Annotated in this window: 22 protein-coding genes; 9 read left to right on the top strand and 13 right to left on the bottom strand. The window is 28.5% G+C overall.

Going from position 1 to position 23,283, the window contains the following annotated elements:
- The first annotated feature begins 7 nt into the window (after window positions 1–7).
- Window positions 8–772 (top strand): GDSL-type esterase/lipase family protein, encoded by a 765-nt coding sequence (locus DMR38_RS19285; protein WP_127723075.1) that lies wholly within the window; start codon window positions 8–10, stop codon window positions 770–772.
- A gap of 156 nt (window positions 773–928) precedes the next feature.
- Here the strand turns inward: DMR38_RS19285 and DMR38_RS19280 are convergent, their stop codons facing one another.
- The 5 genes from DMR38_RS19280 to DMR38_RS22600 all read right to left on the bottom strand — a co-directional run bounded on the left by DMR38_RS19280 (window position 929) and on the right by DMR38_RS22600 (window position 7,670).
- On the bottom strand, window positions 929–1,855 hold the full coding sequence (locus DMR38_RS19280; protein WP_127723073.1) for a 2-dehydropantoate 2-reductase N-terminal domain-containing protein: 927 nt from the start codon (window positions 1,853–1,855) through the stop codon (window positions 929–931).
- A 2-nt stretch (window positions 1,856–1,857) separates the two neighbouring features.
- Window positions 1,858–2,490, bottom strand: coding sequence for a TetR/AcrR family transcriptional regulator (locus DMR38_RS19275; protein ID WP_127723071.1), 633 nt, complete (start codon window positions 2,488–2,490; stop codon window positions 1,858–1,860).
- Window positions 2,491–2,625: 135 nt separating this feature from the next.
- Window positions 2,626–4,038: an FAD-dependent oxidoreductase gene (locus DMR38_RS19270; RefSeq protein WP_127723069.1), complete on the bottom strand. Its 1,413-nt coding sequence runs from the start codon at window positions 4,036–4,038 to the stop codon at window positions 2,626–2,628.
- A 17-nt stretch (window positions 4,039–4,055) separates the two neighbouring features.
- Window positions 4,056–4,982 (bottom strand): SDR family NAD(P)-dependent oxidoreductase, encoded by a 927-nt coding sequence (locus tag DMR38_RS19265; RefSeq protein WP_243124369.1) that lies wholly within the window; start codon window positions 4,980–4,982, stop codon window positions 4,056–4,058.
- Window positions 4,983–5,024: 42 nt separating this feature from the next.
- Window positions 5,025–7,670, bottom strand: a complete 2,646-nt coding sequence (locus DMR38_RS22600; protein ID WP_127723067.1) for a LuxR C-terminal-related transcriptional regulator — start codon at window positions 7,668–7,670, stop codon at window positions 5,025–5,027.
- Between the two features lie 257 nt (window positions 7,671–7,927).
- Between DMR38_RS22600 and DMR38_RS19255 the strand changes: the two genes are divergently transcribed.
- The 7 genes from DMR38_RS19255 (at window position 7,928) to DMR38_RS19230 (ending at window position 13,056) form a co-directional block, all read left to right on the top strand.
- Window positions 7,928–8,923, top strand: a complete 996-nt coding sequence (locus tag DMR38_RS19255) for a serine hydrolase domain-containing protein (protein WP_127723065.1) — start codon at window positions 7,928–7,930, stop codon at window positions 8,921–8,923.
- Between the two features lie 96 nt (window positions 8,924–9,019).
- Entirely contained in the window at window positions 9,020–9,718 is a 699-nt protein-coding gene (locus DMR38_RS19250) for a response regulator transcription factor (protein WP_127723063.1), read from the top strand.
- Between the two features lies 1 nt (window position 9,719).
- Complete coding sequence (locus DMR38_RS19245; RefSeq protein WP_127723061.1) at window positions 9,720–10,769, top strand: sensor histidine kinase; 1,050 nt, start codon at window positions 9,720–9,722, stop codon at window positions 10,767–10,769.
- Between the two features lie 19 nt (window positions 10,770–10,788).
- The gene (locus tag DMR38_RS19240; RefSeq protein ID WP_127723059.1) at window positions 10,789–11,541 is read left to right on the top strand and encodes an ABC transporter ATP-binding protein; all 753 of its coding nucleotides are present in this window, start codon (window positions 10,789–10,791) and stop codon (window positions 11,539–11,541) included.
- 1 nt (window position 11,542) lies between these two features.
- Window positions 11,543–12,430 carry an FtsX-like permease family protein gene (locus DMR38_RS19235; protein WP_127723057.1) on the top strand — a complete coding sequence of 296 codons (888 nt, stop codon included), beginning with the start codon at window positions 11,543–11,545 and terminating at the stop codon, window positions 12,428–12,430.
- A 71-nt stretch (window positions 12,431–12,501) separates the two neighbouring features.
- A complete protein-coding gene (locus DMR38_RS22020; RefSeq protein WP_175413073.1) occupies window positions 12,502–12,819 on the top strand; it encodes a hypothetical protein in 318 nt (105 codons plus the stop codon).
- An 18-nt stretch (window positions 12,820–12,837) separates the two neighbouring features.
- A complete protein-coding gene (locus DMR38_RS19230; RefSeq protein ID WP_127723053.1) occupies window positions 12,838–13,056 on the top strand; it encodes a hypothetical protein in 219 nt (72 codons plus the stop codon).
- Between the two features lie 233 nt (window positions 13,057–13,289).
- Here the strand turns inward: DMR38_RS19230 and DMR38_RS19225 are convergent, their stop codons facing one another.
- The 5 genes from DMR38_RS19225 to DMR38_RS19205 all read right to left on the bottom strand — a co-directional run bounded on the left by DMR38_RS19225 (window position 13,290) and on the right by DMR38_RS19205 (window position 20,230).
- Window positions 13,290–14,903, bottom strand: coding sequence for a M28 family peptidase (locus DMR38_RS19225; RefSeq protein WP_127723051.1), 1,614 nt, complete (start codon window positions 14,901–14,903; stop codon window positions 13,290–13,292).
- Window positions 14,904–15,009: 106 nt separating this feature from the next.
- Window positions 15,010–15,690: a response regulator transcription factor gene (locus tag DMR38_RS19220; protein WP_127723049.1), complete on the bottom strand. Its 681-nt coding sequence runs from the start codon at window positions 15,688–15,690 to the stop codon at window positions 15,010–15,012.
- 188 nt (window positions 15,691–15,878) lie between these two features.
- On the bottom strand, window positions 15,879–17,828 hold the full coding sequence (locus DMR38_RS19215; protein ID WP_127723047.1) for an FAD-dependent oxidoreductase: 1,950 nt from the start codon (window positions 17,826–17,828) through the stop codon (window positions 15,879–15,881).
- A gap of 10 nt (window positions 17,829–17,838) precedes the next feature.
- Window positions 17,839–18,963, bottom strand: a complete 1,125-nt coding sequence (locus DMR38_RS19210; protein ID WP_127723045.1) for an NAD(P)-dependent alcohol dehydrogenase — start codon at window positions 18,961–18,963, stop codon at window positions 17,839–17,841.
- A gap of 79 nt (window positions 18,964–19,042) precedes the next feature.
- The gene (locus tag DMR38_RS19205) at window positions 19,043–20,230 is read right to left on the bottom strand and encodes an MFS transporter (RefSeq protein ID WP_127723043.1); all 1,188 of its coding nucleotides are present in this window, start codon (window positions 20,228–20,230) and stop codon (window positions 19,043–19,045) included.
- Between the two features lie 335 nt (window positions 20,231–20,565).
- Between DMR38_RS19205 and DMR38_RS19200 the strand changes: the two genes are divergently transcribed.
- Window positions 20,566–21,456, top strand: a complete 891-nt coding sequence (locus DMR38_RS19200) for a LysR family transcriptional regulator (protein ID WP_127723041.1) — start codon at window positions 20,566–20,568, stop codon at window positions 21,454–21,456.
- Between the two features lie 144 nt (window positions 21,457–21,600).
- Here the strand turns inward: DMR38_RS19200 and DMR38_RS19195 are convergent, their stop codons facing one another.
- The 3 genes from DMR38_RS19195 to DMR38_RS19185 form a co-directional block, all read right to left on the bottom strand.
- Window positions 21,601–22,167: a hypothetical protein gene (locus DMR38_RS19195; RefSeq protein WP_127723039.1), complete on the bottom strand. Its 567-nt coding sequence runs from the start codon at window positions 22,165–22,167 to the stop codon at window positions 21,601–21,603.
- 1 nt (window position 22,168) lies between these two features.
- Window positions 22,169–22,531 (bottom strand): helix-turn-helix transcriptional regulator, encoded by a 363-nt coding sequence (locus DMR38_RS19190; protein ID WP_127723037.1) that lies wholly within the window; start codon window positions 22,529–22,531, stop codon window positions 22,169–22,171.
- Window positions 22,532–22,756: 225 nt separating this feature from the next.
- Window positions 22,757–23,185, bottom strand: coding sequence for a hypothetical protein (locus DMR38_RS19185; RefSeq protein WP_127723035.1), 429 nt, complete (start codon window positions 23,183–23,185; stop codon window positions 22,757–22,759).
- Window positions 23,186–23,283: the final 98 nt, after the last annotated feature.

The raw sequence follows: 23,283 nt of genomic DNA, 5'->3' as shown, positions 1-23,283 counted from the left end.
GACATATATGAAAAATAAAAAACTATTAATAATTATCACAATAATTTTTTCTACTATATTGTGTTCATGTTTGTATTTTAAATTTTTTTCACATTCACCTAAAGCTGTAGGCGTATTAAGTAATACTGCTGTACCAGAAAATAAAATGCTGCCTAAAAAAGTTGGAGATATAAGCTTAGATCAAAAAACTTATTCTGATTATTACATACAAAAAGTTACGATGTATATGAATTCAGATGATAAACAAGGCCAAATAGTATTTTTAGGGGATAGTCTTACAGATATCGGGCAGTGGAATGAATTACTAAATAATCCTTGCATATTAAATCGTGGAATCAGTGGTGATACTACCTCTGGAGTTTTAAATCGTTTAAGTGAGGTTATAAAGTTAAAGCCTCGAAAAATTTTTATTATGATAGGAATAAATGATATCGGTAAAGGGCTATCTACTAATGAAATTACTAAAAACTATTCTAAAATATTAGGAAGGATTAACAAAGACTTACCTAATACTGGAATATATGTAGAAAGTGTTCTTCCAATAAATAAGGATTTATTTAAAACTAGTACAAGTGAAAAGCAAATAACAGATTTAAATATATCTTTAAATAAGCTTTGTAAAAGCTTAAGTGTTCAATACATAGATTTATATCACCTTTTTACATTACCTAATCAAAATAAATTATCTTATAAATATACTGTAAGTGGATTACATATAAATGGAGATGGTTATAGAGTATGGAGAGATGCCTTAAAACCTTATTTACAGTAAAACTATGAAGTGATTATAAATGGAGACATTTTGTACTATTTACTAGATTTAACTTTTATTGGGCACAAGTGTAGGTTTGTTTTTTACACAAATCTATAACTATTCCCAATAAATTATAGCACTTTAATTCCTAAATAATAATTAAAAAGCAAAAAATTAAATTAATTTATTTAACTTTTCCATATTGGGCATATTCATTCCCAATTCTTTTCCTGTATTAAATATTTGTTTAAAATTACTTTTCATTTCATCAATTGCCAGTACTGCATGAGCTGTATATCGCTGCATAATAGGGTTCTTTTCAAAATTATGCTTAAACATTCTGTAGAGGATAAAAAATGGTATTTTAGCCATTTTAGTTTCTGGAAAATCTTTAAGATTAACTCCACGTTTTTCGCATATTTTGTAACTTTCACTCATTGCTTTAAAACAAATGCTAATAAGTTTTTTATCCTTGATACATTCTTTAAGACTGTTATATTGTGAAAGTCCAACTCCTAAAGGGGCTGAGCCAACATTGTGTATCCACAGCCAGTGCAGTACATTTTCAGGAATTTTAGGTATAATTCCGCATTCTTTAAACATTCTAGCGGTACTATTAAGAAGTGGTTTCTGATTTTTATATACAGATCCGAGCATAACATCATTTCCTATATTTCCAAAGAGCAGTTCTCCTTTAAAAGTACCTCCACCGCCTGAATATCCCATAATATAATTTTCTTTGTTTAAAATATTATCAATTTTTCTAGTTCCTTCCCAGTTCAATGTAAAAATCAAATAGTTTGCATTAGGTGCCTCTTTTGTAAGGGTTTTAAGAGTTTCATATAATTGATAGGTATTTACTGGAACAATTATCAAATCGTAATGGCAATCTATTTTATCTACACATCTATAGGTGTATTCTCCTTTTGTGTACATATTTTTTTTGCTTTCACGTTCATCAATAATATCAAAAGGTATTGTTTTATTATTTATATCATTAAGCTTATTTTTATGTACAAAATGAATAACTTCATTCTTATTTGAAAGAGCTTGTGCATATAGTGTTCCAATTACACCTGCTCCAATAATTAATATTTTCATTATTAATCCTCCATTTTAATTATTCTACTTATAAAATTAAAGGTATTTTTATCAGCACCTAGGATTTTTTCAAGAATATTTTCAAAAGCTATAACTTTTAAAACGGATGACTTTTCATCCCATTTAAACAAATCTTTATCTAAATAAAAATTTGAAAGAGTTAAAATCATTTCTGCTGTTTCAAGAGGATACTTTACATTAAAAACTCCTTCATTGATTCCTTGAATAATTATTTCCGCATAAAGAGGTGCAAATTTTTTAGTAATACTCACCATTAATTTTTCATGAAATATTGTATTAGATGGGGAATTAATTTTTTTATATTGCTCATCATTACTGCTGCTTGTTTCAATTCCAATTAAAATTAACTGCTTCAGTTTATCCTTAGCTTTCAATCTTTCTGGAAGTTTTTCTTTTATCTCATTAAGCCAAAGATTAGTGTGCATTTCTATGGCTGCATCTGCACATTCTTCTTTTGAAGAAAAATAATGATAAAAAGAGCCTTTTGATGTATTTAGTGTTTTAATGATAAAGGAAAGAGTTGTACTTTCATAACCATTTGTAATAAATATATTCCATAATTTTTCAAGCAGTTGATTTTTTTTATTATTAAAATTTTTATTTGTTCTTGTCATATATACCATCCTTTTATAATTAGACCGTTGGTCTAATTATAATTATAAATATAATTCTTGTCAATAAAGATGGTTTATTTTGGGGTAGGTAATAATTATGAATCTTATTATACTCTGGTGGAACAGGTGGATATACTATCGTTTCCCATCATCCATACGTATTTTGTTTATACATGATCTCCCACTCATCATTGATCCTGAAACTCCTCCACTCGCTTGAGTCCATTGTCCAGCAATATAAAAATTCTCAAGTCCAAACAAAACTTGTGGAATTATAGATTTTGATTTTGCCCACCAACCCATATATGAACCTTTCCACACATCTGTATATCTATGATATGTAATTGGGGTTGCAACATCAGTAATTTCAATTTTACCTTTGGTTTCTGGGAACCTCTTTTCAACAATTTCTATAAATTTCATACAAATTTTTTCTTTTTCAAGCTTGTACATCTCAATGTCTTTGTAGAGATTTTTCCAATACTTATATTCTGTTCTAATAATTGATGTTATTACAGATTTATTGGGACTTGATATTATAGAATCATAAGAAAAATGTTTAAAATATAAATGTGTATTAGTTATATTTCCAACAGTAAGTGGATTATCAAGCTTTATTGCTATACTATGTGGTTCATCTGATAAATCACAATTAATACCTAAAGATACTTGCATTGATGTAGGCAAATCTATTTTGTTATTAAAAAGGTTTTTTATCCCATTATCTAAATAATCTCCTTTTAATAAATTAAATATAGTGCTATATCCATCTATCGCTGATACGATGTAATCTGCGTAATGTATAATCCCATTTGATAATTTTATCCCTATTGCCTTGTTGTTTTTAACAATCACTTCTTGAACTTTTTTCCCATATTTAATTTTGCCATCCAAGGAAATATATTTCTTTTCAATATTACGTGCAAATGCAAGGGAACCGCCAACAGGCCAGAAAGCATCTTTTCTGTTATATAATGAAAGCCTGAAAATAAGACCTCCAACGCTATATTCTTTGGGTCTAAGTGGCAGCAGACATACAGATAAAGCTTCTTTTAAAAACTTGCTTTTAAATTCTTTAAGAAAATCATACATTGTCATACTGAGAAACTTATCATTGAATATAGTTTTTTTACTTTTGCTAAAAAATGAACTTTTTCTTATGGCATCAGTAAATTCCTTAATCACTACAGAATCTTTAGGTGATAATTCAAGTAAATGTTTTTCAAGGTTATCAACATTGCTATATAAAATAAGTTTCTTCCCATTTCCATCTTCAACATTCATTACATAGTCATGATTTATAAGCTCTATATTATCAAATGCGCCAATTTCTTTCCAAAAATCATACAAAATACTATCTGGATTTGAACCTACAACCCAATCAATACATCCATCAATTATATAGTCTTTTCTATTCCATGAGGTGCATAAGCCGCCTGGAGTCTTTTGCATTTCAAATATTTCTGTTTCATACCCATTCATTTGTCCATAGCAGCCAGCTGAAAGGCCGCTAATTCCTGCTCCTATAATAATAATTTTCTTTTCCATATTTACAATCCTTCCATTTAAAAATAAATTGTTGGGCTTTTTTCATTAAGTATGTCTTCCATTCGCTGTTTTATTATAGCTTTGCAATCATCATCAGTGAAAATATAAAATTTTTTATTTCTTATTCCTTCAAAAATCTTTTCCGATACCTTTTCAGGAGAAATTCCGTTTAGCACACCTTTATTAAATACTTGATTTATCATTTCCTTTTGTTGACTTTGCACACTTTCTGGTGATTTAAATTCCTCAGGCCTATTACGTTCTGCATCAATTAGCCTAGTCTTAACAAAGCTTGGGCATACAACAGCTACGTCTATCTTGGCTCTTGCTAACTTCAATTCATAATACAAAGTCTCAGAAATATTTATTATTCCATGTTTGCTTACACCATATATACTATTTCCAGGCGCAGAGGTTAGTCCTGCTATAGATGAAGTATTAATAATATGGCATTCATTATTTTGCTTCATCATAATAGGTATAAAAGTTTTTATAGAATTAATAACTCCAAATAAGTTTACTCCCAAAACCCATTTCCAATCTGCCTCAGAATTTTGCCATAATAATCCTCCAGTTGATACCCCTGCATTATTAAATAGCAAATCTATTTTTCCAAAAGCCTCAATTGTTTTTTTAGATAATAGCTGAATATCTTTTTCCTTTGATACATCACAGACAACTAATAATAAATCGGCTTTAAATACTCTTAATTCCTCTTCTGCTTTAATCAAGGAATCTTCCTCAATATCTGCTAAAACTATTTTCATGCCTTCACTTGCACATCTCTTAGCAATAGCTAATCCAATTCCACTTGCTGCTCCTGTGACTACTGCCACTTTATCTTTAAATTCTATCATTTCTGTTTTACCTTCTTTCAAAATAACACTATTAATATATATAATGCTTACATTATAATTTTTCAAAGTTACTAATTCATCACCCAAAAGGATGAAAAAAAGGATGATTATTCACCATCCTTTAAATAACTATTCTATTAAATTTAATTCTTTTGCTTTAGCCACTGCTTTTGTTCTGCTATGGACATCAAGCTTTGCATATATGTTTAAAATATGAGTTTTAACTGTATTTATGGAAATAAACAATTCTTCGGATATTTCAGAATTTGAGGCTCCATCCTGTATAAGTTTAAGAATTTCAATTTCTCTTGCTTTTAAAGGTACAGTTGTCTCCATTAAATTGTGTTTTAGATTTACTTTAAAGCTATTTATTAGTTTATCAATATAAATATTCTTTTCTTCTGAAATATTATTTATAAATTTCCTCTTGAATTTCTTTAGAAGCCCTTTCATTAGATTTCCTTTATTTAAATATACTCGTATAGGTTTTTCCTTTAAAGATAAATTAATTGCAGAATTTAATTTTCTAAGTGCTTTAGCTTCATTTCCTAATTTGTTACAAATTATTGAACTTAATATTTTCACTTCTATTAGAAGCCCCATTAATCCATTTCCTTCAGCACTTATTCGTAGCATGTCCACTATTTCTTTTGCCTTGATTAACAGATTTTCATTAATGTAATATCTAACTTTTACTATATAAATATCAGGATAAGCAATTGCCAAGTTCACTTTCTTTAGACGAATTATGTCATCAAGCCGTTTTGAAATAGGATTCTCAAGTTCTTTTTGCAGCTTAATTTCAGCTTTATAACATTCTAATCTTAATCTTATATCAGATAAGTTATTGTCTTCAATTATTTCTTCAGCTTTTTCAGTTGAAGCTATAGAATCTTCTTCTAAACCCATAGCATCATATATTTTTGCCAAAACCAAATAATTCTCTGCAATTGCCCAAATATCTCCACCATCTATTCCTAAACTTAAGCCCTTCTTAGCATATTCTAAAGACTTTTTAAGTTCATTCCATTCATAATATACTTCTGCTAACTGTTCATATAGTAACCCTATTGTAGGCAGTAAAACCTTCTTTTTTAAAATTAAATTTGAAATTAACTTTTCATTCTGATCCCTAATCCAACTATATTTACCGCGTAATCTCATTAATGTATTCAAAGCTACCTTTGCCACTACCACAATATATAACTGATTTGTTTCTATTCCTATTGAAAAGCATTTTTCAAAATAACAAGTTGCTTCATTAAGTTTACCTTTACTAAAATATGCAATTGCTACATTTAAGTTTATCAATTGAGCTAAAAATTCTTTAGATTCTAAACTTTTAATAACATCTTTGCACTCTTCTATTATCTCATCTACATCATCTATACCTATTAAATTTGTAGAGCGTAATCCTGCTATTTCAGCTTTCAGCTTTGAATCAGTATACTTTAATTCTTTAACTTTTCTAATATACTCATTTACCTTTTCTTTATTGCCATCTGAAGATGCACCCCATGCACTATTTAAAATGAGCCTTGGATTAGTATTAACAATAAACTCTGGCAGCATCCTGTTCCATTTATATAATAAATTAGCTTCTCCCCTATGTAGTATTTGAGGACTAATTTGCTGTATAAGCTTGGAGGCTTTCTTAAAATTGTTTCCCTTTATATAATTTTCAATTGCTATCCTAATTTGTTTCTTCGATTCATACCATTCTCCAATTCTATTAAATAGTTCATATATCTTTTCTATTCCTAAATCATCAAGGTGACTTTTTAAAAAACTTCTGAATAAATTCTGGTATCTAAACCATTTTTGCTCATCATCAATACTTATTACAAATAAATTTAGGGCTAGAATCTCCCTAATCATTTCTCGACTATTATTAATATTTAAGACATAATTACAAATTTCAGAAGAAAACTGATCAAAAATAGATGTCAAAACAAGAAATTTTTTTATATTTTCATGAAGATTTGAGAATACTTCCTCAGCTATATAATTAAATATAAAATTTCTATCTCTATATATGTATTTATCAAAGCTATTTTTATCTAGATTTTTCATCATCAATGCAGATATTTGTATTGCAGCTACCCAACCTTCTGTTTCATTATTTATTAGCTTACATTTTTCTTTTGATAAGGATATATTGGTAGCTTTATTAAAGAACTCTATAGTTTCCTCTAAAGTAAAGCTTAGATCATTTTCATTAATTTCAAGAATATCTTCAGATACTCTAAATTTTACTAATCCTAAATCAATAAAACCTCTACTGGATATTAAAATGTGCATATTAAGCGGCATATTTTTAATCAAGTATTTGAAATCCTTAATAATCTTCTGATTAGTTATTACATTAAAATCTTCTATAACAATAATCACATCCATATCAAGATTAGCAGCACTATTAATTAAATTAGTTAGCTGTAATCTATTAAATTGCTCCGAAATCCGATATGAACTTAAGCAATTTTCTTTTTCTACACTTCTATAAAACGATAAAAGAAAATAGCTCCAGAATAACTCTGGATCATTGTCTTCTTCATCTAAAGATAGCCATGCTATAATTGTTTTTCTCTTTTGCCGTTGAGAAAGCCAAGATGTAATAAGGGCAGTTTTACCGTATCCTGCTGGAGCATTGATTAATACAAGCTTATATTTTAAATAGGCATCTAATTTCTTAAAAAGCCTTGGGCGTTTAATAAGCTTTGAACTTACAATCGGGATATTTAATTTCGTTGTAATTAATGAACTTTCTTTATACATAATTTCCACCTTATATTTTTGGTTAAAAATATATCTATTACAGAATATAATTTTTATATTCTATTTTATATTTAAATTCATTAGATAATTATACTATAAATTTTATTAGTTAGCCTCTAACAGTAAAACCTTACAAAACTGTAAGGCTTTTTTATATAAATCGATTTGTTGATCTTCTTAATTCATATAAAATCTATTTATCTGATGAAATGTGCAAAGAATATGTCAATTTAAGAAGTTTAAGGAGGTTACTAACTATGAAGAAACTTATTACTTATATTAAAAGATTTATAATTTGTTTTTCGCTTGTTGCATATATTTTTCCAACTCTATGCGCTTCAATATGTAGTTTTCGCTATATTGTTAATAGTAACGCAACTGTTTCAGCAAAAGAAAATAAGAAAGAATTTTCAGCACATTTGTTAAATAATAGTTCTACAGAAACTTTAAACGAAGACAATGTAGAAAAATTTGCTGATACTATTTTTAACCAAGAATTAAAAAGATTTAATGTGCCAGGAGCTGTTTTATCTGTTGTTAAAGATAATCATGTACTTTTTGAAAAAGGATATGGATATTCTGACATAGATAAAAAAACACCAGTTAACTTTAAAACAACAGTTTTTAGAGCTGCTTCCATTTCTAAACTTTTTACCGCTACAGCTGTTATGCAGCTTAAAGAAAACAAAGAAACATCCCCTTTACTTTTTAAAAATGTTATGGGAAATAGTCTTACCTTTATAACAAATAAGCAAGGGAAGATATCTTATATGCTTAATGCTGGTTCAAATGCTGTTATGAATAAAATTCATTGGTATGAGAATCCTACATTGCATAAAATTATTTTCGTGTTTTTTTTAGTATTATTTTTGTCTATAGCTATTGGCATGATACTATTCAATCTTAAAAATAGAAACAACAAAAAGCCTTTAATTTTTAAATATCATAGATGGGTTATAGCTTTTATTTGTATTTTGAATTTAGTTTTTTTAATTGGTATGGCTAAAGAATGTATTACTTTATTATCATCCTTGATTTTCTTAACAGAATTGCCTAAGGCAGCTATATATCTGTTAATGATTCCAATAATAACTACCATACTTACTTTGGGACTAATGATATCAATATGCTTATATTGGTATAATAAAAAATCTAATTTAGGAACAATTATACCCAATATATTAATTTGTTGTATATTTTTAGCTTTTACTTTGTATCTAAATTACTGGAATCTCTTAGAATTTAAATTTTAGTTAAAAAATATCAAAATTTGAACCTAGCTTTTCTCCCAAATAAAATTATGCTATATTAAAATTACTATAGCATAATTTTAAAAGGAGGAAATTGCTTTGTATAAGATACTTGTTGTTGAAGATGATGTTAAATTAAATGACCTTATAACAGAGTATCTTCAAAGGTATAAATATGAAGTCGTTAATATACAAGATTTTAAAAATGTAGATACTGAGTTAGAAAAATCAAATGCTGATTTAGTTCTTTTAGATATAAATTTGCCTTATTATGATGGTTTTCAATTATGTAAAACTTTTAGAAGAGTATCAAAGATACCTGTAATTATTATTTCTTCAAGATGTAGTGATGAAGAACAAATACGTGGGATTGAGTTAGGAGCCGATGATTATATTGTAAAACCTTTTAACTTTGATTTTTTGCTTGTTAAGATACAAGCTGGAATAAGAAGGGTATATGGTGAATATGCAAATGAATCAAATATACTTGAAAGTGATGGAGGCATTAAACTTAATAAAGACACTTTTAAGATACTTTATAATCAGATTGAACTTGAACTTAGCAAAAATGAGTTCAAGCTATTAAATATGCTTATTAAAAATGAAAATAAAATAGTCAGTAGGGAAGAACTTCTGGAAGAGCTTTGGGATGATTCCTTTTTTGTAGATGATAACACTTTAACAGTAAATATAACGAGAATAAGAAATAAACTTAAAAAATTGGGTGTTAGTGAAGTTATATCAACTAAGCGAGGTGTAGGATATATATTCCACACAACTGCAAATAAGGGGAATTAGTATGGATAATAAAAAAGTATTAATAAACTTTTTAAAAGATAAGTTAGCATTTACTGTTGGGTATTTTCTTAATACAAGTTTAATTCTTTTTTATGGTTATTTGATAAGTAACAAAAGTGATGTGATATACCCTTTACTTATATCTACAATAATATATGTATTTATAATATTTAATGAATGGATTAAATATTATAGGTTCAATAGAAGCTTTAACGAGGGTATAGAAAGTAGATACTTTGATTTAAATCCAAAAACAAATGAACAGAAAGAAATAGCTAAAACTATATTTAAAATTCATGAAAACTATACAAATAAGATAAGTACAATTTATGCACAAAATGCAGATAATAAATACTTCTTATCCCAATGGATTCATAATATAAAGACGCCCACTTCGATAATTGATCTTGTTGTCCAAAAAGCTGCTAAAGAAATAAAATATAATGACGAAAATTTCACAATAAACCAAACAGATATATTAAAATTATTCTTGGATATAAGAGAAGAAAATGATAAAGTTAAAAGCGGTTTAGATCAAATTCTAAACATTGATAGATTAAATAATTTTTCTAAAGATTATGATCCTCAAGAGGTAGATTTAGTTTTATTATTAAAAGAAGTTATCAATAGTAAGAAAAACCAGTTTATTTATAATAATGTTTTCCCTAAAATAGAATTTAATTATGAAAAAATATTAATTGTTACAGATAAAAAATGGAACAAGTTTATGCTTGAACAAATTATAGCCAATGCTATTAAGTATTCTAGAAATAGCAGACAAAAGAAATATGTATATTTTAATATATATTTAGATAATAAAGAAGTAAAGTTAACGATTAGAGATGAAGGCATTGGAATTCCGGATTATGATATAAAAAGAGTTTTTGAACCATTTTTTACAGGAGAAAATGGAAGAAAAGTAGGTAATGCAACAGGTATAGGCCTATATATATGTAAATTAATATCAAAAAAGTTGAACCACAACATAAATATTGATTCTGAGGTTAATAAGGGGACTATTTTTTCAATTACTTATCCATTAAAAAATTAAATGCAGCGGGGTGATACTAATGGAGATATTGAGTACCGAGGATATTATTAAAGTCTATGAATGGAATTTAGAAGTTAATCCTACTAATGTTTTAAATGGTATAAATCTGAGTATTGAAAGAGGAGAATTTACTGCTATTATGGGACAATCAGGCAGTGGTAAAACGACTTTGCTTAACATTTTGTCTGGAATCGATAAGCCTACCAGTGGAACAGTAAAGATAATGAATCAATACATAACTTCGCTGAACAAAACAGAACGTTCTATCTTTAGACGAGAAAATTTAGGAATTATATTTCAAAATTTTAATCTTCTTGATAATATTACCCTTGCAGAAAATGCTGCACTTCCATTGATATTTAAAGGTTTCAGTACAGAAAAAATTAATGAAAAAATAGAAGAATATTTTACGTTTTTTAATATATACAATATTAGAAACAAATATCCCTATAATGTATCTGTAGGTGAACAACAGAGGGTAACTGCATGCAGAGCACTAATAAATGATCCTTGTATTATTTTTGCTGATGAACCAACTAGCAGTCTTGATCCAAATACCTCAAAAAAGTTTATGAAGTATTTGCAAAAAATAAATGATCAAAAAAAAGCAACAATTCTTATGGCTACACATGACATATATGCTGCAAGCTGCTGCAGTCGGGTTATCTTCATAAAATCGGGGAGAATATTTGCAGATATATACACAAAAGGAGATCAGCATACTTTTTTTAATAGAATATTGGACACTCTTGCTGTAATTAGTGGTGAGTGATATGAATTGGAGAAAGATGCTTGAACAAACTATAAAATTAAATTTAGATCAATATTTTGCATATATATTTTCTCTTGTAATTTCAGTTTCATTTTTCTTTACTGAGTTAATATTTTATAATTCATATGTAATAGCAATTGGACTAAAAAATGTTTTTATACTTCCATCAATTGCAGTTTTTAATACAATGTTGTGGAGCATTTTTACGTACATTTCTTTTATAAAATATAGGCAAAAGGAATTTACAACATTTTTGACTTTAGGAATGACATTCAGTGAAATTAAGATGCTAATTTTTATGGAAAATGTTCTAACTTTTTTTATCTATATTCCTATAGGGTTGATTTTAGGTGCAGTATTTTCAAAAATCATTGTACTTTTTGCGCTAAAATTATCAGGAATGCTTATTTTTACTTTTAAATTTGAATCAATTATTTTTATAGTTACCATTGGATACTATGTTTTTCTTACTAGTATATTCATTTTATGGACATTTAAATTTATCGATAAACTGTCAGTAATTAATGAAGTGAACTATAAAAATTTGTATATAAAATATTCTAAAAAGAAAGAGTTTGCAAAAACAATAATTTCTATTTTAGTACTGTGTTATATAAATTTTAAGGAAAGAATGTTTGTAAACTTTCAATCTAGATATTATGTTGACTACTCTTTAATATGTACATTAGTAATTTACATATTATTTTTAGTTTTTATAAAAATTTTTGTTGTTTTTATAAAAAGAAGTAAAAGTTTTTATTATAAGAGAAATTTATTAGTAAATGAGCTAGAAGATTCCTTCAAAAAAAATAAATATATAATTCTTTTTATTATTTTCCTAAACACTATATTTATTACCAGCAATAGAGTGTATAGTTTGCCCAATTAAAAACATTTTTTAATATTTACAGCATTTTTCGTGGGTCCGCTTTCAATTTCATATATATGTTTATTGTACTATTGAGTTTTATTGTTTCTTCTAATATTTTATATTTTAAAGCAAAGATAGACTTTTGTGGTTGGCAGCTTAAAAGGACTAAATTATATTATATTGGATTAATTGATGAAGAAATAGATACCTTGTTAACATATAAAATTAGAATAATATTTTTTTTACCTGCACTTTTAACGGTATTAGCAAGTATTGTATATATTTACGTTTTAAATACTAATGGAGAATTTAAGATAGATACATTTAAAATATTGCCATATTATATTATTGTTCAATTGTTAGGATACATTATTACTAAAAAGAAAATATCAATATTAAATAACTAGTAAAGTGTTAATAATTATATGAACTGTATATTTATTACAAATAGGGACACAATATTAATATTAGAGGTTGATATATACAATCGTGCAAAAGAAACAAAAATAGAAGAATCCTTAGAAACTTTAGCAGAAACAAAAGCAGAGATAGAATTTTTGGTTGTCTGCAAGTGTGAGAGGCGTGTACGTGTGCCAAAAGTAAAATATATAAAAATAAATGATATTAAAAATATTAAGCTGTAAATAAAATACTATAAGTATCATGAACTTTTTTAATATACTAAAGCAAGTAAAATCAATAGCTAACATAAAATTAGGGTGTCCAATACGTTGGATACCTTTTTTTATATATTTTTAGATAGGAGAAATAAGGATTATGATGAAGAAAGCTCATATTGTGGTAGGCATTGCTGCAACTATAAATATATTAAAAATAACTATTTATCAAAATTAAGATAAATAGTCATTGTGGTAATCTAATTTATTATTTTATTTATTGTTGGGAACAATAAAGATTTTATTATGGTCAAAAATAAAAATATAAATGGTAAAGACGCTATGGAAAATGCCATATGGAGTATATTCATTAGTGGAATATATAATATAATCATTACTGCTATAGTTAGCAGCAAAGTATATTTTGCTTTTTCATTATTAGTTAATCTTATTATTCCTAATGAAAGAAAAGTTAGTATCAATGGTATCATAGTCAAATAACTAACACCAGGTAAACATATCATTGATACACACAATAATATTGTTTGAATTAATACTCCAGCTAAAAAGCTTTCACATACCTTGTCTTTCTCTTTCATTTCTATTTTAAACATAAATCCTAATAACACTATTGGCAAAACAATAACTAAAATATCATCTCCTGGAACCTTTCCCATATGATTTAAAGTAAAACTAACTCCCCAAACAGCTGCTAGACCAAAACTAATAATCAGACCTAATATTGCTGCACCTATAATATGAATCAAGTTTTTCGCTGCCGATTTTAACGTACCTTTGAGCTTGTCCTTGTTATATATCATTATTCCTATGGCTGCAATTATAACTATGATGCCTAATATTCTTCCTAAAGTAACACTATAATCTAAAATCACATTAGGTAATATGGTAAAAAATATGGAATCATTTCCTTGTTTAAAATAGTTTGGATTGTTATATTTATCAGAATAAATAAATTCCTCAACTATTGGTAGTACCTGTTCTTCATAATGCATAAAGCTTTTATCAGAAATATTTTTATAACAATCCTCTGGAGTATGATAGTACTCTACGTTATCTAATGTAGTTAAATTAATGCCTGCTAATCCTTTCTTTTTAATATTTAAGAAATCTGATCTACCTGAATCCTTATATAAATCTGTAATTAATGATGTCGTTATAGGATATTCTGCTTTTTTGTACAAATCCAATACTCTACTATTTTTTTCACTTGTCTGAAATATTATTGCAGGTCCGCTGGTCCCTCTAGCTTCTAAATTAATAACATATGATACATTTTTGTACAAAGAAAAATTATTATTAAATTCCTCCCTTGATCCAATTAAATGCATCTCTTCTCCATCCGTTATTAATACCTTAATACCATTTTCTAATGTTTTTCCACTGTTTCTTATATTTCTTAATGTCTCTAATATTGTTGCAGCACCGTACCCATCATCTGATGCTCCAAAAGAATATCCTCCGGTATTTTGAGGATTAGTTCCAGCAGAATCATAATGTGCTACAAGTAATATATAGCTTCCGTTTTCACCATTTTTACCATCAATTTTCCCATATATGTTATTTAAATCTGCTACTTGTCCTTTATCATTTTTTATATTTTTGTAGCTGAAAATCTTTGGATTCGTATTTAATTCTTTTAGTTCATTAAATAAATATTGTTTTACATCTTTTAATGCCTTTTGATGAAATAAAGTTGAATGTGGTTCTTTGCTTATTACATTTAAATCTTCCTTTGCTCTCACATAGGAAAGATTCCTGCTATTCTCCTTTGAATTTGGATAATACATTGTTATGCATCCTACTAAAATTGATAAAATGCATACGACCAAAATTATAATTTTTCTTTTTTTCATAACTTCTCCTCCAATACTTACTGTATGGGAAGAGTATAATAATTCTTTTTTTATTTATACATAGTCTAAAGCTCTCATTTTGCAAAAAAAGGCTAGTACATTAGTACTAGTCTCGCCTATTTATAAGGTTTATAAGCTCTACTTTATTTTTAACATTTACTTTTTTATAAATATTATAAACATGATTTTTTACAGTATTGGCGGATATAAATAATTTCTCACCAATTTCCTTATTGCTTAAACCCATGCAAATATAATCAGCAATTTCCTTTTCTCTATTAGTAAGACATTTTAAATCGTTTTTTCCTTCATGCACTATTTGTCTTTCTTCTTTAATACAGTATATTATTACTAATATGCATTGAAGTATATAGATTAAACATAAATAAGGTACATCTTTGAGAAATACAATCTTATAACTAAATAAAAATAATATGCATGTTACTATTATTAGTCCTATAATGATTTTTATTTGCACATTTATTTTTTTATATAATTCATTATCCTTAACCTTCTTAATAATTTTATATACATAAAAAATAACTGCTGCTGCTAAAAAATAACTTATTACATTAAAAATATTCTCTATTTTATATTCTGATAATATTTTTCTGATATAAATAAACAGCGTGTCTATTAAAAGCCATATAGAAAAGATAATTTCTCCTATAACTATGTCTTCTAATATATTTTTTTTATGCTTTTTATATACTAACCAACTTAATGTAATACATCCTACGCCTAATGAAAAACATAGAAAATGTAAAATGATTATTATATGTATCATATTGTCCTCCTGTAATAGGTTGTACAACTATATATTAACATATAGTGAATATAAATATATACATTTAATTCTCATGAAATATTTACAAGATAATTATGACACACAAAAAAACTGTATCGGATTTCTCCAATACAGTTATACTTAATCAGTTTTTTTGTCTTCCCTCAAAAATTTAAAATAATATTCTACTAAATATCTAAAGCACCGTAGTAACCACCATGAACGGCTTCTAATACTTTACCCACTTTAACACAATCGCCAATTTGAAAGAATCTAGGTGCTGCATAACGTAAAGCTTCAACAGATTCTGAATTTGGTTTCATACCAGCAGCAACCAAAATAGTATCTGCAGGATATAAAACTTCATTTCCAGTTTCATCTATACATAACAAACCTTCATCAGTAACTTCTTTAGCTCTTGTATTTAAGTGAATTTTAACATGTCCTTTCTTTAATGTTACTTCTAAGGCAATCTTATGCATTTCTGATGTATCTGGAGCATAATCATTTCTCATTTCTACAACAGTTACATCTTTACCTAGACTATCAAGATAAATAGATGTTTCTGTACCTATTAATCCTCCCCCTAAAATAACAACTTTATCTCCAACAGCTGGTTGTGATTGATGAATAGCATCTATTCCTACAACTTTATGGCTAGTATCAATTCCTAAGATTGGAGGCACAACAGGTACTGATCCTACCGCACAGATAATTATATCTGCAAGCAGCTCTTTTGCTAATTCTGGAGTTAATTCTGTATTTAAACGTACTTCTACATTTGTTTCAGCTAATCTTTTTGCTAATAATTGAGAATAGTTAAATAGATCTTGTTTAAATGGAATATATTCTTCACAAAGTAACGCGCCACCTAAACGATTATTCTTTTCAAATAAAATAACTTCATGTCCTCGAGCTGATGCTTGTAAAGCTGCTGACATACCAGCAGGACCTCCACCAGCAATAAATACCTTTTTAGGTATTGTTGGAGCAAAAGCAGCTTCATGTTCTCTTTCTCTACCAATCACCGGATTTAATGCACAGACAGTTGTACGTGTTGTCATATATTCACCAAAACAGCTAAAGCAGCGGCAGCATTTAGTAATATCATCTTTTCTACCAGTTAAAGCTTTTTCAGGGAAGAATGGATCAGCCATTAATTGACGTCCCATTTCAACAATATCTGCTTTACCACTAGCAATTATATCCTCCATCATATCAGGATCATTTAAGCCACCTAATGTAGCAACTGGAGTCTTAACATGTTTCTTAATCTCTGCTGCTAAATGAACGTTACATCCATGTTCAATAAAAACAGAAGGATGTGTGATAACAAATGCACCTCTATTTTCATGAACACCTGCAGATACATGAATTAAATCTACTTTACCATCTAATGCTTGAGCAATTTTAACACCATAGTTAATGTCATAGCCGCCTTCAGTATATTCTGCTCCACTCATACGAAATTCAATTGGGAAATTAATTCCAACTGATTCACGAATCTTTTCAACACATAATAATGGAAAACGCATTCTATTTTCGAAGCATCCACCCCATTTATCAGTTCTTGTATTAGTGTTAGGAGACATGAATTGATTTATTAACCATCCATGACCACCATGAACTAATACCATATCAAAACCAGCTTCTTTAACTAAGGCTGCTGCCTTACCAAAACTATCAGCAATTTCAAGAATTAAATTTTCTGGCATTTCATAAACATGTGTACCATCTGGCCAAATTTCATTAATAGGACCAAAACGTTTAGCTTGTTTATTTGATTGACTTCGGTTACCAGCGTATTTACCACCATGTGATAATTCCATGGAAGCAAAGCAGTTATGACGATGAATTATACGTGCTAATTCTGTTAATGATGGTAAACTCATTCGAGTGTCTAATAGAATATGTTTTGTATGAGATTTTCCCGTAGCACTATGCACAATTCCTTCACTTACTGTGATAACGGCTGCTCCACCCCTTGCTCTTAAACTATAAAAAGCAATGTTATCTCTTGTTAAGTTTTCGTCTGGCCCGATTTCTGGAATTGAAATTGGAGAACCTATCATACGATTTTTTAATGTTAATCCAGCAATTTTAATTGTGCTACCTAAATTGGGATAATATTGATTCATTTTTTCCCTCCTAGTCTTCCATTTTTAATATAGCTTTAACAACTTTACCTTTATTCACATCTTCAAAAGCTTTATTAATATCTTTAAAATTATAATAAGTAATTAATTTATCAAAAGGGAACATTCCTTTTTTATAGTATTCTAATAATTCGGGAATAAATATTTGTGGAATAGAACAGCCTTCAACAATTCCTACTAATTTTTTCCCTGCTCCCATTAATTCATTTTCTACGTTAATTGTAAGATCTTGTGTCGCACCCAATACAATACATGTACCTAAAGATTGGGTACAATTTAAGGATTGTCGGACACATGTACCATTCCCTGTACAGTCAATTGCATAATTTGCACCAATACGAGTTATTTTTTTTACTTCATCAACTACACTTTCAACTGTATTACTATTGATTGTATGAGTTGCACCAAATTCTTTAGCCATTTCTAATTTAGCATCGATAATATCAGATGATTTTGCTTTAGATGACCCTCCCACAGCAATAATAGTTGTGCATCCTGCAATTTTAGCTGCCATGATAGCACTTAATCCTACTGCACCAATTCCTGTAACAACAATAGAACTTGCTGGATCTGGTTTCAAATAATTTAAAACCGCACCTGCACCTGTTTGGATACCACATCCCATAGGACCAACCATATTTAAATCCACACCATCTGGTACAGAAATTAGATTATTGACATGAACAACTGCATATGTTGCAAATGCACCTTGTCCAAAGAATGAAGATACTTCTTTACCATTATAGTGAAGGCGTTTAGTTCCATCAAATTGCGTTCCAAAGAAATTTAATTTACGATTTACTTCACAGCCATAAGGATGACCAGAACGACACGCTTCACATGTACCACAATATCCATAAGAAAAACCAACATGATCTCCTTTTTTAAAATTAGTAATACCTGGGCCTACTTCTTCAATAATGCCGCAGCCTTCATGTCCAAATACTGCTGGAAGGGGTACTGGTATAATTTGTTGACGTGCAACTTCATCAGTATGACAAACACCACAAGCTGTTACTTTAACCAATACTTCATTAAATTTTGGAGCATCTAATTCTAGTTCTTTAATTTGAAATGGTTGTCCTTTTTCAAAAACAATTGCTGCTTCAATTTTCATTTTTTATCCTCCTCAAATATTTTATTTTTTAATCTCTTACGGAATTTGCAAGAATAATACTGAACATTTTAATTTACTTCTACAAGTTTGGACTTTTAATAAGCGATATTTTTTTATTTCCTTTAATACCCCAGAGCAGCATTATTATAGTTAAAATAGCTGCCAGAACTGCTCCAATAATAAAACAAGTGGTTATATTACTTCCTCTGCTAATTGCAGCAGAAAGTGGATTAATAATAAATGGACAAATGAATTGACCAAAGTTTTGTGCACATGTTACGGCTGAAATTGCCATACCAGTTGAAAATGTATCTACAGACATTCCGGTATTTATAAAAATACCCGGTAGAGTTGATGCAATAGCCATACCAAAGAATATGCTTCCTATATAACACATATTCAAATTACTAGCAGTTGCTATGATCACAAAAGATACTACTAACATCAAACAACCAACTGATGTTGTACAGTTCCTAGCTATTTTTGCTAGTTTTCCATATAACAACCCCATTACGAAACCGCCTGCCGCGAAAAATGCTACTGATAATCCCGCATCTGCAGCAGTTCCAAGTTTCTTTTCTGCTATAAGATAAGATAATGAAACATTATATATTTGAAAATTAATAAATAGGACAAACATAAATATAATCCATCCCCAGGTAGCACTTGTAAATTTTGCTTTTTGTACTACACCTGATGTTGTATCTTTTTTAGGTTTTGTATTAGGAATCATAATTGCCACCAATATTAATGCTAAAACAGCAAGTAGGTGTACATAAAACACATAGTTCCACTGTATGTCTGCCAATTTTCCACCTGTAAATACCATAATAGCTAAACCTACCATTTGACTTGATTGTAATGTACCTTGTACTTTATCTTGTTCAGTTCCACTAAATTCTTCAACAGCAATTGCGGTACTGACAACTTGACATACACCTACGCCAATACCAAGTACTGCCCTCATAACTAAAATGGCTGTGAATGATGTCATGAAAGCTGGTGCCACACCTCCAATTATAAAAATAACAATACCTGCCATAACAATATTTTTCTTTGAAAATGTTTGCATTAACTTGCCTACTACTATGGTTGTAGGAATAATTACGATACATGATATTGAAATTAGATTCTGAATCATTGTTTGTGATAATTCAGGGAATCTAGCTCCAATTGTTGCTAAGGAGCTGGAAATTGCGATAACGCCCATTATTAATAATCCAATACCATAAATACCTAATTTAATTTTACCTTTTGTGTTCTCCATAAACTTTTCGCTCCTTTCGTTTTTGAATTTTTAGCTACATACAAAGTTCTATAAGTACTTAACTGAATAGTCATGTTAAAAAATATTAAGGTACCTTTGTTAAAATGATATCAAAAAATAGCGGCTTGAATCAATTCCAACTATTATGTAACTAATTCAGAAATGGAATAAGAAAAATATTATGGTAGGGGACTAATTAGCATATTTTATAACTATAATAGATACCGGTAGTTGCATTATTGTAATGAATTTTAAAATATTATATAATTAAACTTAGTTCAGAATAAATTGCCTAATTAAAGTAATTAATTTAAAAATAAAGCAGGTGAGATATTATGACGGAAGACCAATTGAGGTATTTTGTAACTATAGTAGATACTGGTAGTTACATAGAAGCTTCTCTAGAGCTAAATATTGTTCAATCTTCTATTAGTAAACAGATTCAAGCATTAGAAAATGAATTAGGTATTCAACTTTTTAATCGTCAACATAGACGTATTGAATTAACAGATGAAGGAAAGCAATTATTACCTCAAGCTAGACAGTTATTAGAAGGATTTTGTCGTTTGAAATATATGGCACAAAAGTTGCAGCCTAGATACAAAAATAGAATAACAGTAATATCTTTGCCTTTTATAGGTTACTTTGGCTTATATGTTCCAATGAATCAATTTAAATTAAAGAATCCTTCTTTCAAAATCAATATTATAGAGCTAGAAGAACCGCAATTATTTCGCAGATTGCTAAGTAATAGTTTTGATATAGCATTAACTTATTGGCATGAACAAAATCTAGCTAATAGTAAAAATCTCTTTATTCCTATTTCTACAGACGAAATCGTTTTAGCTGTTAATAAGGATAACTCTTTAGCCCAATTAAATTATGTTACTACAGAACAATTAAAAAATACTCCTCTTATGCTAATGGAATCTTATACATGCGTAGCTAATCTATGTAAGACTTTCTTTGAAGAACATAGTATTGTTCCTAATATTATATTTAGGGGTAGGCCAGAAACTATTTTTAGTTGTGTACAAGCTAACCAAGGTACTGCTGCTTTAATAACACGTAAACAAGCTAGTTCTTATTTATCTAATAATGTTGTTTTAATTCCGATTACACCTAATATTCCGGCTATATTAGGTGCAGTTATTAATAAACATAGTCAAAAAAATCTCAAAGTTAAAGAACTAGTTAATATGTTAATAGGTAGAAATGCTAAATGATGAAACATGACTATAACAAGTGAATAATTATAGCAGAGCAAAATCACATGAATAATTGGAGGAGAAAGGTTTAAGCTACTTATTTGATGTTTGTAGAGAGAGTAACTGAATGGATGTTCCCATAAAAAACGGTATTTTTTATTATTACCACTTAGCCAATAGACCTCCACATAGAGCATCAGCCAAAGCCGCATCCATTTGAATTTTCCACATTCCATCTGTTTTGTTAAGAGTTATTTTCAAGTTAGTTGTAACCATTTTATTATCAGAATTTTTAATTGCTTCAATGAGTGAATTATCAGCATTTGTATAACGCAGCATATCTTTCTCTACATTTGATAAATCACGGTTAGTAATTTTCACTTGAGCTGTAGTGACATTTCCATTTTCCTTCACTTCTCCTATATCATAAGAAAATTTGGAAAAAACACTCTCCATAAGTTCTTTACCTTTGCCATCTAAATTATTGCCAAAAAGCTTATTATCCTTATATATGAGAACACCTTCCCGCCGCTCTTTATATTGAATAAGCTGATTGAATTTCTTGGAATCCCCATTTTTTAGCGCTTCAAAAGCAATTTGTATAGTTTGTTTAGGAGAGTTTTCTGATGACAAACCAGACGTTTTATTGCCATCACCTGATAAATTTCCACAAGCAGATAATAAAACTGTAAATACAAAAACAAGTACTAAAAAACATTTTGTTTTCATTTTAATGACCTCCTAAAAATGTTTTTACTAAAAAAGTAAAAGAAAAAAGAAACAAAATTGCAATAGTGGAAATACCAGCAATAAATAAAAGTCTATTAAATGTCTTTCCAGATTTAATATTCTCCTTATTTTCTTTAGAATTAATTTCTATTGGCTTACTTATCTGCTTCTCACCTTTTAATAAATAGTCCGTACTAACATTATAAATTTCACTTAATTTAATTATATTATTGATATCTGGATTGCCTTGGTTACTTTCCCATTTTGATATTGCTTGTCTTGTTACTCCTAATTTTTCTGCTAACTGTTCCTGCGAATATCTTTCATGTTTTCTTAATTTCTGTAATCTTTCAGATATGCTCATTAACTCGCCCCCTTTATTCTTCAATTATATAGAAAACCAAAGGTTGCAGTCTACCAAAAAGTGCTGAAAATTTGTCAACGAAACGTTGCTATTTGTTTTTTTGTTATTGTATACGTATAGTCAATTCTTTATAATTGCAGAAAAAAGCAGGGGATAACTGCTTCTCCTGCAAGACTGTTTAATTCGTTATATAAGAAAATCCGAATTCATATTAAGTCAAATTTTTTATTCTGTATAGGATGAAACAAGTTGCTTTGTTAATTCTAACGTTACGGGTATTCCACCAACACCAAAATCATATTCATCCAAAGGAATTATTATACACCATATATTTCTCCCATTCTGCAATCTTGTTTTATCACTAACAGAAATGAAAGCGTTGGTAATTTCTAAAAATAATTTCTTCTTTATTTCTTCACTGAAGGCATTTGAAAATCCATAAATCTTTATCACAACTTTATCCTGATTACCTTTTTCACCTCCAACGTATAAATTATCGAACTCCTTAATATCCAGTAAAGCGATTGAATGTGAGATAGGATTATCTTTCAAACCTTCTGATTCAATAAGTATTTTTGTCAACTTCTTTGATAAAATAGACTTTTCCTTATCTGTAATAAAACTCTTAGTCATTGATACTTCTGCACATGGCATATTTTATCTTCCTTTCTTTTAATTAATTTAGTAGGCTTATGCTAAATAATATTACACTTGTATATTAGACCAGTCGGTTTATATACTGCAAAAAAATA

Source organism: Clostridium sp. AWRP (assembly GCF_004006395.2).
Classification (GTDB): domain Bacteria; phylum Bacillota; class Clostridia; order Clostridiales; family Clostridiaceae; genus Clostridium_B.
This window is presented reverse-complemented; position numbering and strand designations above follow the sequence as displayed.